A 14,881-nucleotide genomic window follows, 5' to 3' on the forward strand; every position below is an offset into this window, starting at 1 on the left:
TTAAATCTATTTCACAGGAGCAATTGATGAATATTGCATTGGCAAAGCGGGTACAAAAAGTAAAGCCTTCCCCTACGCTTGCTGTAGCTGCAAAAGCTGCACAAATGAAAGCCCAAGGTCTCGATATCATTGGCCTAGGAACAGGTGAACCAGATTTTGACACGCCGCAACACATAAAGCTAGCTGCAATTGCTGCAATTGAAGCGGGTGAAACCAAATACACAGCAGTGGATGGAATCCCAGAGCTGAAAGAGGCGATAAAAAATAAATTCAGCCGAGACAATGGTCTAGACTATCAGTTAAATCAAATTTTAGTTTCCGTAGGCGGTAAACAAAGCTGTTATAACCTTTGCCAAGCTTTTTTAAATGCTGGGGATGAAGTGATTATCCCTGCTCCATACTGGGTATCCTATCCGGACATGGTTTTGCTGGCTGACGGTGTTCCTGTCATCATTGAAACAACGCCAGAGCAACGCTATAAAATCAACGCTGAGCAGCTTGAAAAAGCCATCACTCCGAAAACAAAAATGATATTTTTGAACAGCCCATCCAACCCCTCTGGAGTTGCTTACACGCTTGAGGAACTCAAAGAGTTAGGCAAGGTTCTAAAGAATCATCCTCAGGTATTGATTGCGACCGACGACATGTACGAGCATATCCTTTGGACCCAACCGTTTGCCAATATTTTAAACGCGTGCCCAGAACTTTATGACAGGACGATTGTATTAAATGGGGTTTCAAAAGCTTATGCCATGACGGGATGGCGAATTGGCTATGCCGGTGGTCCCGCGCCTTTAATAAATGCCATGAAAACAATTCAGTCCCAATCAACATCGAATCCATGCTCCATTGCTCAAAGAGCAGCAGTTGCTGCATTAAATGGCAGTAATGACAGTGTTAATGAAATGGTCAACGCATTTCATCAGCGACACGATTACGTAGCCGACAGACTGAATGAAATTCCCGGCATTGAAGTGACGCCTGCTGATGGTACGTTTTACATTTTCCCAAGTGTGCAATCCATTATCGAGCAAAGAGGCTACGCCAATGACATTGAGTTTTCTGAAAAATTACTCAATGAAGTAGGGGTCGCTTTAGTTCCAGGCTCAGCCTTTGGAACAGAAGGATGTATCCGCTTATCTTTCGCAACTGGAATTGATGTATTAAAAGACGCATTGAATAGATTACATCGTTTTTGTACCTAATTTAAAATTAATTCCAAAATATACTTGATTAAAACGCGGAATCGTTTTAAGATTTCGCCTCAATTCCCCGGTAGCTCAGTCGGTAGAGCGGATGACTGTTAATCATTAGGTCGGCGGTTCGAGCCCGTCCCGGGGAGCCAATTCCCACAAGGCTTCTAAACTCTCTGTTCTAAATCTTAAATTTTTCGTGTCGAATATGTGTCGAAGTTTGGAGTGAAATGCCGAAAGTCATTTTCTTTACCACCTAATATTTTGTTACCTCTTTCATAATCTATAATCTGAATATTATAAAACTATTTTATTAAGGAAGATTTATAATGATTTCATATGAAATTGTTTGTATACAAAAACCAAAGGGATTACTACTAGGAAATGACAAAATCACACATATATGTTACAGAAATGGACAATCAAAGCAAATAATAAGTATTCAACAAGCAATTCAAATGATTACAAATAAGCAATGTACTTTCTATGTTAAAGATCAAATCACCCAAAATCCCATAAATGTAATTGTAATAAATCGCGGATATGGGATATTAACACCTAATGATGCATATCTCCGAACTATTGCAAATGGCATAGAAACGGACAATCTAGAGCAATTACCAGAATGCTGATCTATTTTAAAAAGATTGTGGATGGGTGCTTTAAAATCACGCTAATAATCTTTTTCAAAATTTATAACAAGGATGAGTTATGGAAATGACGACTAAAGATCAAAATAAGTTAGCAGCTATTTATGCGCCGCTGCTTGTATTCATTGCCTGCTTTATTGTGATTGTCTTCTCAATTAGTCAAATAATCGGTATGGCAAAATCAGTTGCTCGTGCCAGTCAAGTACAAAGTGAACAATATAATTTCGCGTCAGTTAATTCACTCATTCAGAGCTCGTCCCCAATAAATTATAAAGAATTTAAAACAAAGCTATCAGAATCCTTTCAAAACGAATCCACATTTCAAGCAGAATTAAATATAGACCCGCAAATTGAAAAACTCCCTATTACTGAACAAAACTATCTCATCAGATTGAAATTAATTGAATGGAAAACAGAACAAATACAAGATCAAATATCTAAAATTTTATCCACGCCATCTGAATCCTTAATATTTAAAGCTTGGTTCTGGGTCTATAGTTTGCTTATCTGGGCTAGCTCAATTGTTGGAGGTCAAATTTTAACTTTTCATACAAACAAATTAATTTATAGGTGTTGGGGTAAATCCGGGGAGAAAATTTATGATTAAAACAAAAAAGAGAAATCATTATCTTCCACGTTTCTATCTTAAGGGTTTTTGTGATTCTAATTCTCGGGTTTGGATGTACGATAAAACAAATCCTATGCAACCTGTTGATGGTGCACCCGGTGATATGGGATTGGTTAAAAAGTTATACCATTTAGAAAGTAATGAAAATGCTAAAGATGAAATTGAAAATTACTTTGAAAAAACTGTTGAAACTCCAACTTCACCCGCATTTAAAAGACTTTTAAATAAAGAATTTCCAAATGAGACTGATAAACAAAAATTATCTTTATTTTTTGGCATGTTAATGGTTAGAACTCCTGCTTATATTGATAGCTTGCGTATGCAGCACTCAAGGGAGCTAAATACAAGAGCAAAAGCAGGTGCTTCCAATAAAAATTATTTTCATTCAGTTTACAAAAAAATACATCCGGAACTTGATGAAACTGCCATAGAAAAAGACAGGGAATATATTCTAAACAATGAGATTTCTGTTGAAAACAAAGATTACACATTAGCAACTATGGTAATGTTAGGATTATCAATAGCCCCTTTATTACAAAAAATGAAATGGGTTCTAATTGAAACTAATAAGGGGCTACCATTTATAACCTCAGATAATTTCATGCATGTTTCTCATCCCACTCTCAGCACAGGTTTTTATGGATTAGGTTTGGCAATGTGTGATGTATGTGTTTACATGCCACTCTCTAAAAATTTGAGCCTACTGATGGTAAACAGAAATAATTTTAATGAAAATGTTGTGTATGACATAAACAACCCGCCCAATTTAAATGGAAACAAAATTAATCTAAAAGAATTAATTGAATCTTATAATAAAAAAATATTTTGTGAATGCAAAAAATATGTCTTTGCAGACTCTGATTCTGAAGAGTTAAAAACTTGTTTTAATGATCTTTTAAATAAAGCAAAGCTAATAGAAGATAATTTAAAATAATACAAGCCCGCTTACTTGTGTCCGGGAAGTTCAATTACACCTGCTCAATTAGCAAGCGTAGATGCATTAGCCGCAGGCGTAATGCAGGGAATGATATTACACATCATTCCCTATTTTAGCGAGCCTGTTTGATTTCAAATGGGGAAATCAAACTTTCATTATAGTAATTTATTTGCAGACATATAAAAAATACACGGGGCAATCGGGACACCACAATAAATAAAACTTCACACCGTTCCCACCTCAAATTATCTACGTAGGGTATAGGGGATTTTTAGATTTGATTATTAGCATCAAGGATCATGAAGTAAAGCATTAGCCAACATTGCATAAGTACCTACTATGAGTATAAAAGACCCACTATTGGACATTTTTTGCATACATGGGTACTATATGACCATTCTCCTGGGCCAAACAAGGCACTTACTACAAATCGAAAAAATTGCAACTGAGGTAAAAATGAATGATTACTCACCCACAGATAATTCCAAAACAACCAGTTCCATCTCCATAGGTGGCGCGATTGTTTTTGCTGTTATTGCATTTTTTGGCTATGGCGCCTGGACAAAGACTAGAACTGATAACTGCCTGCAAAACATTTATGAATTATATAAAGAAGAATGGGCCAATACTTGCAAATCCCTCGCAGAAGTGGATAAAAAAAGAGACGGTAGCCCAGGCTGCTCTCTACCTAGAGTTTTAGTTAATGAACTTGAAAATAGACTGCAAAAGAGTGAAAATTTTTGCGTAAGTTACGGTTGATGAAGTCAACTTATGAAATGGTAGTGCTTTATGCACGGCTTTCAAGTGAACATCTGATAACGCTGGCTGATTTTTGGTTACCGTTGATAGCAAGACAGTATCTACGCCTATTTACGAATGGTATTTCTGATTCCATTGAAAAATTATTAAAAATTACAGGGACTCTGGGGACAATTGGGGCAACCGCATATTTACTGGGTTTGAGACGTCCCCACCTCAAAATTCAAGATGGGGCAGTAGGGACAATTATATAAAAGCATGTTTCAATCGTCTCACTTTCAGAGGAGTTTTTCAGGATCTGGGATAGGATTGTAAGTAAAGGTTGGTATGGGCGCGGTCATTTTCTCCGGAAAGGGTTTGTTTACCTGTTTCTTATGGCGTCGGTCAATGCTTTCCTTCTGGCTATAACCCGGCATCTGGCCGTTTAGGTATTTCAATACATATAAGCGCAAAGTGTTATAGCTGGCGGAGAAGCTTCCTTCGTCGTGCAGGGTTTCCCATATGGAGGTAAGGGAACACCCTTTTTCCAAAGCTTCAGAGATTTCTTCGCTTAAGGCTAGAAATTCAACCTTACTTTTTCTGGCGTTGGTTTTTTGTGGGTTCTGTTCACGAGTCGTGATTATTTCAGTTAAGGATTTTTTCATCAGCGGTTCTCCGTAAAAATGGTTATTCAATCCTTTGAGTTTTATCGTTTATTTCTATTTATTTTCGACCTTTTTGGTCACTGGCAAAGTCCTTTTTGGTAATTTTCGGTAATTTATTATTTATTTCCGTTTATTCATGATTATTTTCGTTACTAATCGTTATATGACGAACAATTACGAATAATTACCCAATTGCAGCTCCAAAATAAATTTCAAAATGCAGGGCAAGATAGGTGAAGTTAGCTAACCAGCGAGCTGGTTGCCAAACTTCACGAGTCTTATTCACACCTTCGGTGCTCAACGTAAAAACCGATGATATAGTCAATTTTTATTCACCTCCCCAAATTTTACCGGTAAACACATACAGTCTTGGTGTGCCAATCCCTTTGATTCTTGGTTTGTGTGAGGCTTTGCCATCAGAGGCGGGTTTCAACCAGCCAGCTTGCAATAAAACTCTTGTCACTGTGCGTTGATCAAAGCCTTTGCACAGTTCATTTTTGTACGTTTCGGTTAACACCATGTAGATTCGAAATCCTTCGCTATCTGTATGATAAAATCCTGCTCGGTTGAGAATTTTGTCATTGTTGGGTGAGTTGGCATTATCAAATCGGCTGGCACCATGAGACTCAAAGAAAGCACGTACCTGCGCCATAATGGCGCGATCTTCGCGGTGGCCATCAACTCCAAAAGCATCCTGCCATGCAATGAAACAAATCTTCGCAGCATGGAACGATTCGCCTTTTTGCCATCCTGTCAGACCAAATTGACTGGCCAGTTCACCGGCAGCAGCAACTAATGCAAAGCGTCTGGCAACACGGATTATCTGGCCTGTTGCATCGGGTTGAATAATTGCATCAACAAAGGTTTGGATGGTGTCGGTGATATATCGGCTGATTGTTTGTCGGTTGGTAACCACTTGATTCAACCACGCCATACCGATTGCGCCATGATATCGACTGCTGTATTTCTTTAGCGATAAGGCCATGCTAGCTGGGCTTAATTGATCATGAATGGTTTCAAAGATCCCCATCCCACAACTCGCATCCGCTTCAATATCAGCAAGCCTGATTTCCTGACCTGCGTTAATGCGCTGTCCTGATTTTGCCATAAGTGCTGTCAATGACTCTTCACCAGCAGATAAGAAGAATAAAGACCATCGGGAAGATTGCTTAACCGTACCAGTTCGAGAGGCACGTGTTTTTCCCTGACCATTTGCCAGTAAATATGCAGCCTCACCAGCTTCTCTCGGATCCAATTGACTAAGCTCGTCAAGAATAAGCAATCCATCATTGTGTAATGACGCCAAACCTTCAAGCCCATTGGTGGTGCTACGCCATAAACGACAATAGGATTGTGGGTTTCCCCAAACAGAGGCCGCCAGACTCAATGCAGTGCTTTTGCCTGATGAGGATGCGCCTCTGAAATGAAAACCGCCTGAGTCTTCTCCAACAATCTTTGACAGTACAGGTGCAAGAGCTACAGATATGGCAAAGACCAGTCTTGAGTTGCCTGATGCCAGACGGCCTATTGAGTCGCGCCATTCGTCAACGCTTCCCTTGAAAGACACTGCTGGTTCAATGGCATTGGTATTCTGAAATACAATCTTCTCTGTTGATTGCCCGATACATTGGGAAGCTGTTACAAAAACATCCCCATGCCAACCCAGCTTATCAACACATCGTGCACGTGCATCTACCGGAAAGACCTGTAAATAAGAGGCCAATAAATCGCGTGCAGTTCTATTGGGAGAAATACTCAATCCCAATCGTGCCAGCTCTCGCCTCACATCGGATGAATCACCTTGCAACAAGGCCAATGGCATTGCCCACTGATGTGTGATTCCGTCATCATCCTGCCATTCCAGCAAACGCCCCCACTCACCACTTTGGGCATCGCGGGTTTTGGCAATGACAAACAAGGGAGCGCATATCCACCGAGGTGGTAATGGAGTGCCATCTTTATCGATGCCGATAAAAGTTAACCCCTCAGCAGTTAATCGAAAACGACCACCAGCGTAATCGCAGACAATGGGGCGCTGCTTTGGTGTATTGGGTAGCTCAATAATATGATTTTGTGACATTGGTTATTCTCCAACAACATATGATGCATCGAAATGAAGTGAATTCATTCTGACGGATTTTAAATTTACGCGTTCTCAACGAGCTGTAACCGACCTTCGTCACTGGTTGAGTAATAAATTTTTTGTTGTTGAAGAAAATTCAGCACATCGCTTTTTCGGTACAACACCTTGCGGCCAATTTTTAAATAGGGAACACCACCACCCGCCCAACGGTTACGTTCAAGTAACTGGGTGGAACAGCTTAATACTGCCGCAATGGTTTGTTGATTGAAAAGCGTAGAATGTGGCGCTGATTCGAATTCGTTTAATAGATGTAAACGGGATGGTTTTTGGCTAGACATAGGGGATCTCCGCAAGTGATCATTCATTCAGTATAATTACCGACCTGCACGTCCCTGTGTATGAATTCAAATGGCTATCCTTATGTCCTTGGATGAGTACTTGAAATTCACTAGCCACTGTTGGCTATGAAAGCTTCTACTTCAAGCTTGAAAAAAGTATTGCGCATTCTTTCAAATCTTGTCAAGCAAAAAAAATCGAATTAAAAGAGATGTTATCGAATGATATTGATTGATAATTAAATTTGTTAAAAAAATCGAATTGTCCCAGCTGCCCCATCATGAAAAAACAGGGGTGGGGCAGCTAAACACTACTAGGGGCGTGGGTGTCCCACTCGTCCCCTTTATCCCTTGTATTTTTTAATCAGAAAATTTTTCTAAAAATTGAAGCAATAACAATGAAAATTGGCTGTCATTTTCTTTAAATCAACATTAAAATGTTCCATTTTTAATCATTTTGAGCCATGAGTTTTTTGCACTTACGCTTTTGCTTTTTGCTTTTCTTTGTTTGCCAAGCACATGCTGAGACTATTCCATCCACAGAAATAATTAACTACAAAAGTGAGTTAGCCTATATAATCAATGGTGGGCCTAAAGTTGTAGTTGGCAGTAACTATGAAGATGCATGTAGCCAATTAATTACTTATGGGTATCTTTGGAAAGTCTTACCCTCAAAAAGGCCTGAGCCAGCTTGTTATTCCTCTTCAAATAATATGCTATTAGGTGCGGATACCTGGTACTGTGCCAATGGTAGCCTCGCTTATTACAATGTTCCGTGGTGGAGTTGCAATGTCTTTCATGCATGTCTAAACAATACCTGGTCTCTCAGTTCGGATGAATTATATTGCACTCGTCCAGAACCAAACTGTTCTTCAAAACCATCTGAAGTATCTGAGATAAAATTACTTGCTGCTATCGTCTATGGGGAGGCTTCTGTTAATAGTACCATTGAAGAAAAAGCTGCAATTGCTAATGCAGTTATCCGGTTCAGAGATTCTTATCACTATAAATCAGTTAATCAATTAATTGCTAAAAAGCCCGATTATTCTTCTGCAGTAAAAAATAGAGTGATAAGATACCGCCTAGTCATGTGCTCCGATGTTGAAATTGAATATCCTGAAATATATAAAGCGGTATCAAATGCCCTCGATCCAAATGGGATTGATTATGCAAATGGCGGATGTTTTTGGGATGGTTTTGACTTAGTGACTCTGGGGACGAAACAGCCACATTATCTTAAGGGATATAAATTTACAAATCCCCTACACGATGTACTGTCTGTTGGCGACAGTCAGCCAGCTAACAAGCAGGGCGCAAACGGTGCATATGATTACACCTATGAATCCACAGCTGGGTATGGGGAAACAGTGTTTTGGAAATACACAAACGAATTTATGAATGCCAAAGGGGTGAAACAATGTCGATAATACGAGGGATCCTTTTATTTTTAGGTATGTCCATTGCTCAAACTGCGGTATCAGAAATACCTGTCGAAGTGATTGGATCTTGCAAAAATGCTAAAGCAGTTAATCCATCAGTTACTGTAAGTGAACTTATATCCCCTGCAGGCCTAGGTGACGATGAGACTGGTTGTTTAAATCATTTTGAATCGACAAAAGGAACTTTTAATTTTGGATCGATCATCTGTAATGATGAAAACTATCTCATTCTTCAATCCTCTCGTATCAATTTAAATACAGCTCAAAATCATTCAGTTAATCCTTCTTATACCCCAGGTGCAGATATTGCACCCACTTCAGATTGGCTAAAAATAATATTTAATAACCTTGAATATCTCTGTATTAGTGTTCCACTCTCTTCATCAGGTGATGGGGCTAGTGTTTCACAATATTACATTGTTGAAAATGCGTTCAATTCATCTAAACCAATTCTTCATTATTATTTTTTTAATAGGGAGATTATGCCAATGACCTCTACAAATTAATTAACTTATTCATTTAACTCAGCTTCAATTTCTTCAACTGTCGGTAAACTGCCTTTCAAATCAGTGGGAATTGATTTGGATAAGGTATATTGCGGCACAGCTTGTGCCGTAATTGTTAACGTAAGGTAAGTATGGCAATCGTTTCATCTACTGTATATTTTTAACAGAGATCCCCAGAGTTTCTAGTAAATTTTGCCCCATGTCAGGAGATGTCACTCTAGAAAAGGGTATGTCTTTGATCCAGATGAGGAAAATGGAGCGCTCTATCTAAGCTCTAGCATTATATCTATAATTGAAATATAAATTGATTTATCAGAGAAATTAATGGATTTCTTATCTTCCTTAAAAATCAAAGATGCCTTTTTAAAATTACATGCCTATATACTTAAATTATGCAACAAAAGGATGGTTGCGTTGGACGATTATAAAGAGGAAATAGTTGAAGTAGATCTGAATTATATTTCTCCCCATATTACCGCAGATAAAAATAAAGGGCGCCCAATTTCGTTGGTCCGAAAAAATGCATCCAGATTACGAGAAATATTTTGAAATTGATGGCGATACTCGCAGATATTTCATCTCCAGAGGCAAGTTCTTATGGATAAAACGAATTTAAAATACTCTCGTGATAATGTTTTGAATAATATAACTATTCCCGCTCATGTTTAATCATCTGCATTATCCGTACAATGTGACCCCACAACAATCGCGAAACGGGCTGTTTCGCAAATTCAATTCGTGGGTAAAGGAATAAACCATCGTATATACTCAATATTTCATTTAGAACCCTGCTTTTCAGAAAATGGTTGGTGCATAACAAACAAGAACTACTCCAGGAAATGCGCGCCCGATTCACTTTAAGGGTTTATATTTAACCTAAAATTTCTAGTATTACTCGAAATAATGAAATTAAAATAAACTCTTCCTGAATTTCATGCCTAAAGGTGCAGGAAAAATTTACCTTATATGTGGATTTCCTATATTTTTGTGCTGAACTGCTTGATAAGTTCAAGAATCTCACTGAATTGTGGGTGATTGCCAAAATATATTTCTGATTTTTGATCATAAAGTTTGCTAAAGGTATCCAACTCTCCAGCTACAGATAATAAGAAAGCAGGATTTTTGCATAGATCTAATTCATCATCTCGACCAAATTTTTCAGTCTTGTACGTTTTGTATTCCTCCGTACTGATAAAGTCCAATATCCTTTCATTTTGCAATAACATGTAGACATCATAATAGTGCCGAATAAAATTAACTGGTGACGTGGTTTTTTCAGCTTTATTTTTCCGATATTTTGTAGAGATAGTTTGTAGTTTTTCTACGAAGGTATATTCAGGGTAATAACATTTTACTTTCAATGCCCGGTTGTCAAATACTTTAATACCAGACGCTATTACCTTGTCATAAGCCCATGAGCTAATATCCTTTTCTTCATATGGCGTTGTTTTATCAAATCCCATTTCAAACAAAATACCCTCTTTCAAGGCTTTGAGCGGCTCAAAATGAGAGGTATATTGGCCTCTGATTCCGGCACTTCTCATTTTTTTATCGTCAAATTCGTGATCACGGCTAAAAGATAGGTCTTGTATTGTCAATTGGTCAGATACAGCATCGAAAAATGTGCTTCTTGCTTCTATGTGGCTTGCCTTGTCATGGTTCTTGCTAATCTTCAAGTTCAGTTCTGGCTTGGGATGTACTTGGACATCAATATCTTCAGAAAATCGATTAATGAGATTAAATCCCTTCGATAATGATGTTCCTCCTTTTAATTCAAAATCATGCTGTTGTTGCAATCCCCACAAGGCATGCATAACCCAATAATCTTTCTCAACAATACTGGGGCTTATGCCTTTTTCTTCGGAAATAACCATGAATAAATCTTTTGCATCAGGTAATTCGTGTAAAAACATATTAGTTTCCAAGAAGGGTATGTAAATATTTTCTGGTGGCAACTTTGCCATATTTGGAAGATAGTTTCATCAATTGGACTTTATCAAACTGATCGATGTTTTTAGCAACTTTTGAATGCAATTGGCTTACATCTTCCGTTAAATATTTTGCATTGTTTAATAAGTCCACCAATAAAAATTCTTTAGTCAGTTTAGTTGGAAAACCATTACTTGGACGTTTAAAAGAGAAAACACGATTTCCAAGCCTTTTATCTTCATGTCGTTCACTGTTATAAACAACTACTTGGTTATAAAGCTGTGTCAGGCCTAAACCCAATTTATTGTAATCATTCCATGAATACATGAGAAAGGGCTTATCAAGAAAACCTTTAACAAGTGCCTCATCAGTTGGTGGTAGTAATCCAAAACGAGAATGCTTTGGCTTGTAATATAAGCCTGTTGCTGGTTTTTTGAGTTTGTTTGCTTCTACTAAGGTATTGAGATCTCTATCCAGATTGCTTGAAAAAGACAACAAATCCTCTCTCCGGTAAACGAAGCCGGCTTTCATATGGGAATATAGGTTGTCACGCTTTAATGTATTCATGGTTATATTATATACAGCCATTGTCTAATTTGCAAAAAATTTTATTAAAATTTCATGTAAATAATTTTTATTCTGCCGCTCATGCTCTTCTTTTACCATATGCGCCAGGCATACAATATGTCCTTATTTTAATTGCGACACAGCTTGTGGCGTAATTGGGGCACAACCTGTGCACCAATTTTGAATTCAGGATAAGCTCGTGCAAAAACGTAGGGGTTATTACTCATGAACTACTTCTTGTTGTTGGATCGCTATTAGTGTTGCGGATGGTTGGACACCCATACACTTTAAAAAATAATCGGTAATCTGTTGCATTGGTTTTCTCAACCGCTCAACGTCGGTCACGATGTACCCGGCTGTGATATCACCGTTCATTTTATGGTTCATCAAACGCTTTAAAGCATAAGCTGAGATATCCAGTCCCTCAGCAATAGTAATAAACGTTCTTCTTAAATCATGAACCGTAAAATGAATACCTGAGAGCTTGGTTACATTAGCCATTTGCTTACGTGGCTCAATAATATGACCTGCTGCACCCGTGCCAGGAAAAACATACTCATTAGTCTTCTTTTGACTACGTGATGCTAGTAATTCATAGAGATAACTAGAAAGGGGTAGTGTATGGGACTCATGGTTTTTAGTATCGAGTACAGTTAGAGTTTTAGCGTTTAGATCAACTTGATCCCAGCGTAAAGTCGCGGCTTCCTGACGGCGCAATCCCGTAAGTATGATTAACATTAAGTAATCTCGCAAAACCTCACTTTGTAATTGTTGAACGCCAAGATACCAAGCCGCCAATTCATGGGCTTTAATAAAACTTTGGCGACGCTCAACACGATACCAGGCTCGGGTTTGGGATAGACGTTTTACGGGATTTTCGGTAATTAATGATCGGCCTTGTGAATCCTCATATTGACCGGCTGCAAAATTAAAAAGGGCGCGCAGTAGACGCATGGCTAAATTCGCGTAAGCCTCTCCATGTTCTTGTCCTAGTTTTTTATGATGCTTTGCAACGTTGTCTTTGGTGATGGTCAGCAAGGGTTTATTAACCCAGTCAGCAAAACCTGTGGCTAACACTTTTTTGTAATTATAAAGTGTATTGTGTTTTAACGATTTACGGACTTGGATGTAATCATTAAATACATCGCTTAAGGTGATTTGGCGCATTTTTTCAGCGCGTTTTTCGGCAACTGGATCTATTCCAGTCGCAATTTGCCCGAGCAGTTTTTGAGCTTCCTTTCTTGCCATCTCAACTGTCAGTTCAGGATAACGACCTAAGGTAATGCGAGACAGTTTATTCTTTATTAGTTTTTCAACAAAAAAGGCTTTTGTTCCACCGGAGGTAACTCGGATTCCAAAGCCCTTCATTGCATCATCGTAATATCGTTTTTGTGCGGTTCTGCCCTGAGTCGTTGAAATGGGTAATGGTAATTTATCAACGACTGATTTTGTGATTTTCATTTTCCCTCTTATTCAAACGTGTCGAATATGTGTCGAAGAAATGATTAAAACACAATAAAAGTAGTTGTGCTATAAAAAAAGCCGATAGGCCTTATAAATAAAGGGTTGTTAGGATAATTTAAAAGTTGATAAAAGTCGTTAAAAGCCATGATTTTATAACTATTAATCATTAGGTCGGCGGTTCGAGCCCGTCCCGGGGAGCCAATTCCAGTCTAGGTTTTGGCGAATTCCAAGTTTTTCCCAGTCATTCGCTGTCGCTTATTGATAAGAGTTTCAAGCTCACCAATTTGAGGAAAATCCTTCTTTAAAATTTCAAAGGATTGCTATGATGGTTTGTTATCTTTATTCATTGTCTTTATTCAAAATAAGCAAGCAAAGCAACTGTCTTGAAATCGCAGTTGCTTCGCTTGTGGTGTGAGTGTTTGTCTTTAGTTTCGAGACATAGAGTTGGATGGCTCCAGTGTGTTTTGAGCTGATTTAGAGAGTTTGCTTTTTTCAACCGCCTCAATTGTTTTTTCCAATTGCTGCCGGAAAAATCCAATTTTGTTTTTAGGCTTGTGCGTGGTATCCAAAAAGGAGAGGATGTGGGCAGCGACGTCTGGTGGTAAGGCAGGTAAGTTCGGGATGGTGGTTGAGTTTTCTTGCGTCAATAAAGCCATAGGTGCCAGGGCTCTGGCTAATTGGGACTCACCATTGTCAGATAAATGATAACGATGCCTGTTTTCGCCTAATAGTTGCAGAAAGACATCGATTTCTTTGGTCGTTTTATGGGTAAAAAGACCATTATCCCCTAGATGAACGAAGGTGATATGAGCTGGGATGGTTGCTAGGACCTTTGCTAAGGCAGGGAGGCCGAGCTTATTGAGTTCGTTGTCGCTCAAGTCCAGGTTAGTGACGTTCTCTGGAATGCCCTGCAGAGCAGTTGTTAGACCTTCCGCGCCGAGCTCATGAAGGAAATTTCTGCTCAAATCCAGGGTGGTGATGTTCTCTGGAATGCCCTGCAGAGCAATTTTTAAACCTTGGTCCTTGAGTCGAGAAAGGTGATTATCGCTCAAGCTCAGGGCGGTCACGGTCTCTGGAGTGTTCTGCAGTGCTGTTTTTAGACCTGCAGCACCGTGATGATAAAAGAAATTCTTTTGCAAGTTCAGGGTGGTGATGTTCTTTTGAATGCCCCGCAGAATGGTTGATAGAGCCTTGATTTCGATTAAACAAAGGGAATTATAAAGCCCTAGGTTGGTGATGTTCTCTGGAATGCCTTGTAGAGCCGTTTTTAGACCTTCGACACCGAGTTTAGTAAGGTCATTATAGATAAAGTTCAACGTGGTGACGTTCTCTGGAATTTCTTTCATCAATTCGACCAAGCGATTTTCACCTAGCTGATTGAGTTCGATGCCTAATAAATTAAGTTTGGAATCGCCTTGGGTCCGACATGTTTCAATACATTGCCTAAACTTTTTTCTATCGTTTCGATTTCATCTTTCGTAATCATTTTAAATACCTTGCTACTTATGGCAAAACACAGATGTACTATGGAGATGGCATTGAGGCTGGCTTAAGAAAAGACAGCATCTGCCTCAGGCCGCACTGAAATGTGTTTTGCATGAATTGTTAAAAAAATAGGGTGCTGGGGTTCAAGCCAACATTTAGAGAAGGTATGTGCTGGGTATTATTTTGTGACTCGGGTAGCGAGACTGAATAAAAAAGGTTCCGGTAATTTGGAGTTGCCCAAGTGATTTCATGGTTGTAGCGC

16 protein-coding genes and 1 tRNA gene are annotated in these 14,881 nt (G+C 38.8%); 9 read left to right on the top strand and 8 right to left on the bottom strand.

Annotated features, from left to right (window positions below; translation table 11 throughout):
• Positions 1–26 precede the first annotated feature (26 nt).
• The 7 genes from Lwal_RS11275 (at position 27) to Lwal_RS11305 (ending at position 4,421) form a co-directional block, all read left to right on the top strand.
• Positions 27–1,205: a pyridoxal phosphate-dependent aminotransferase gene (locus Lwal_RS11275; protein ID WP_058480894.1), complete on the top strand. Its 1,179-nt coding sequence runs from the start codon at positions 27–29 to the stop codon at positions 1,203–1,205.
• Positions 1,206–1,269: 64 nt separating this feature from the next.
• Positions 1,270–1,345, top strand: a tRNA-Asn gene (locus Lwal_RS11280).
• 177 nt (positions 1,346–1,522) lie between these two features.
• Complete coding sequence (locus tag Lwal_RS11285) at positions 1,523–1,825, top strand: DUF3892 domain-containing protein (RefSeq protein ID WP_058480895.1); 303 nt, start codon at positions 1,523–1,525, stop codon at positions 1,823–1,825.
• Positions 1,826–1,904: 79 nt separating this feature from the next.
• Positions 1,905–2,450: a hypothetical protein gene (locus tag Lwal_RS11290; RefSeq protein ID WP_058480896.1), complete on the top strand. Its 546-nt coding sequence runs from the start codon at positions 1,905–1,907 to the stop codon at positions 2,448–2,450.
• On the top strand, positions 2,443–3,405 hold the full coding sequence (locus Lwal_RS11295) for a DUF4238 domain-containing protein (protein WP_058480897.1): 963 nt from the start codon (positions 2,443–2,445) through the stop codon (positions 3,403–3,405). The genes Lwal_RS11290 and Lwal_RS11295 overlap by 8 nt, the downstream gene beginning before the upstream one ends.
• 393 nt (positions 3,406–3,798) lie before the next feature.
• Positions 3,799–4,167 (top strand): hypothetical protein, encoded by a 369-nt coding sequence (locus Lwal_RS11300; protein WP_058480898.1) that lies wholly within the window; start codon positions 3,799–3,801, stop codon positions 4,165–4,167.
• Complete coding sequence (locus Lwal_RS11305; protein ID WP_058480899.1) at positions 4,167–4,421, top strand: hypothetical protein; 255 nt, start codon at positions 4,167–4,169, stop codon at positions 4,419–4,421. Before Lwal_RS11300 ends, Lwal_RS11305 begins: the two co-directional genes overlap by 1 nt.
• A gap of 24 nt (positions 4,422–4,445) precedes the next feature.
• On the opposite strand, the gene Lwal_RS11310 is transcribed toward Lwal_RS11305, so the two are convergent.
• From Lwal_RS11310 to Lwal_RS11320, 4 genes are all read right to left on the bottom strand, one after another.
• Entirely contained in the window at positions 4,446–4,811 is a 366-nt protein-coding gene (locus Lwal_RS11310) for a TraK family protein (protein WP_058480900.1), read from the bottom strand.
• Positions 4,812–4,995: 184 nt separating this feature from the next.
• Positions 4,996–5,136: a hypothetical protein gene (locus tag Lwal_RS17420; RefSeq protein ID WP_157066284.1), complete on the bottom strand. Its 141-nt coding sequence runs from the start codon at positions 5,134–5,136 to the stop codon at positions 4,996–4,998.
• Positions 5,137–5,139: 3 nt separating this feature from the next.
• Complete coding sequence (locus Lwal_RS11315; protein ID WP_058480901.1) at positions 5,140–6,891, bottom strand: DUF927 domain-containing protein; 1,752 nt, start codon at positions 6,889–6,891, stop codon at positions 5,140–5,142.
• Between the two features lie 65 nt (positions 6,892–6,956).
• Positions 6,957–7,232, bottom strand: coding sequence for a MerR family transcriptional regulator (locus Lwal_RS11320; protein WP_058480902.1), 276 nt, complete (start codon positions 7,230–7,232; stop codon positions 6,957–6,959).
• Between the two features lie 461 nt (positions 7,233–7,693).
• Between Lwal_RS11320 and Lwal_RS17945 the strand changes: the two genes are divergently transcribed.
• Together Lwal_RS17945 and Lwal_RS11330 are read left to right on the top strand one after the other, a co-directional pair.
• Complete coding sequence (locus Lwal_RS17945; RefSeq protein ID WP_231950989.1) at positions 7,694–8,656, top strand: hypothetical protein; 963 nt, start codon at positions 7,694–7,696, stop codon at positions 8,654–8,656.
• Complete coding sequence (locus Lwal_RS11330) at positions 8,647–9,174, top strand: hypothetical protein (RefSeq protein ID WP_058480903.1); 528 nt, start codon at positions 8,647–8,649, stop codon at positions 9,172–9,174. Before Lwal_RS17945 ends, Lwal_RS11330 begins: the two co-directional genes overlap by 10 nt.
• A gap of 977 nt (positions 9,175–10,151) precedes the next feature.
• Here the strand turns inward: Lwal_RS11330 and Lwal_RS11340 are convergent.
• The 4 genes from Lwal_RS11340 to Lwal_RS11355 all read right to left on the bottom strand — a co-directional run bounded on the left by Lwal_RS11340 (position 10,152) and on the right by Lwal_RS11355 (position 14,480).
• The gene (locus Lwal_RS11340) at positions 10,152–11,087 is read right to left on the bottom strand and encodes a nucleotidyl transferase AbiEii/AbiGii toxin family protein (protein ID WP_058480905.1); all 936 of its coding nucleotides are present in this window, start codon (positions 11,085–11,087) and stop codon (positions 10,152–10,154) included.
• A 1-nt stretch (position 11,088) separates the two neighbouring features.
• On the bottom strand, positions 11,089–11,691 hold the full coding sequence (locus tag Lwal_RS11345) for a hypothetical protein (RefSeq protein ID WP_231950990.1): 603 nt from the start codon (positions 11,689–11,691) through the stop codon (positions 11,089–11,091).
• Between the two features lie 198 nt (positions 11,692–11,889).
• Positions 11,890–13,131, bottom strand: a complete 1,242-nt coding sequence (locus Lwal_RS11350; RefSeq protein WP_058480906.1) for a tyrosine-type recombinase/integrase — start codon at positions 13,129–13,131, stop codon at positions 11,890–11,892.
• Between the two features lie 428 nt (positions 13,132–13,559).
• Positions 13,560–14,480, bottom strand: coding sequence for a leucine-rich repeat domain-containing protein (locus Lwal_RS11355; protein ID WP_058480907.1), 921 nt, complete (start codon positions 14,478–14,480; stop codon positions 13,560–13,562).
• Between the last annotated feature and the right edge of the window lie 401 nt (positions 14,481–14,881).

Origin of the sequence: Legionella waltersii, assembly GCF_001468085.1 — a bacterium.
Lineage (GTDB): Bacteria > Pseudomonadota > Gammaproteobacteria > Legionellales > Legionellaceae > Legionella > Legionella waltersii.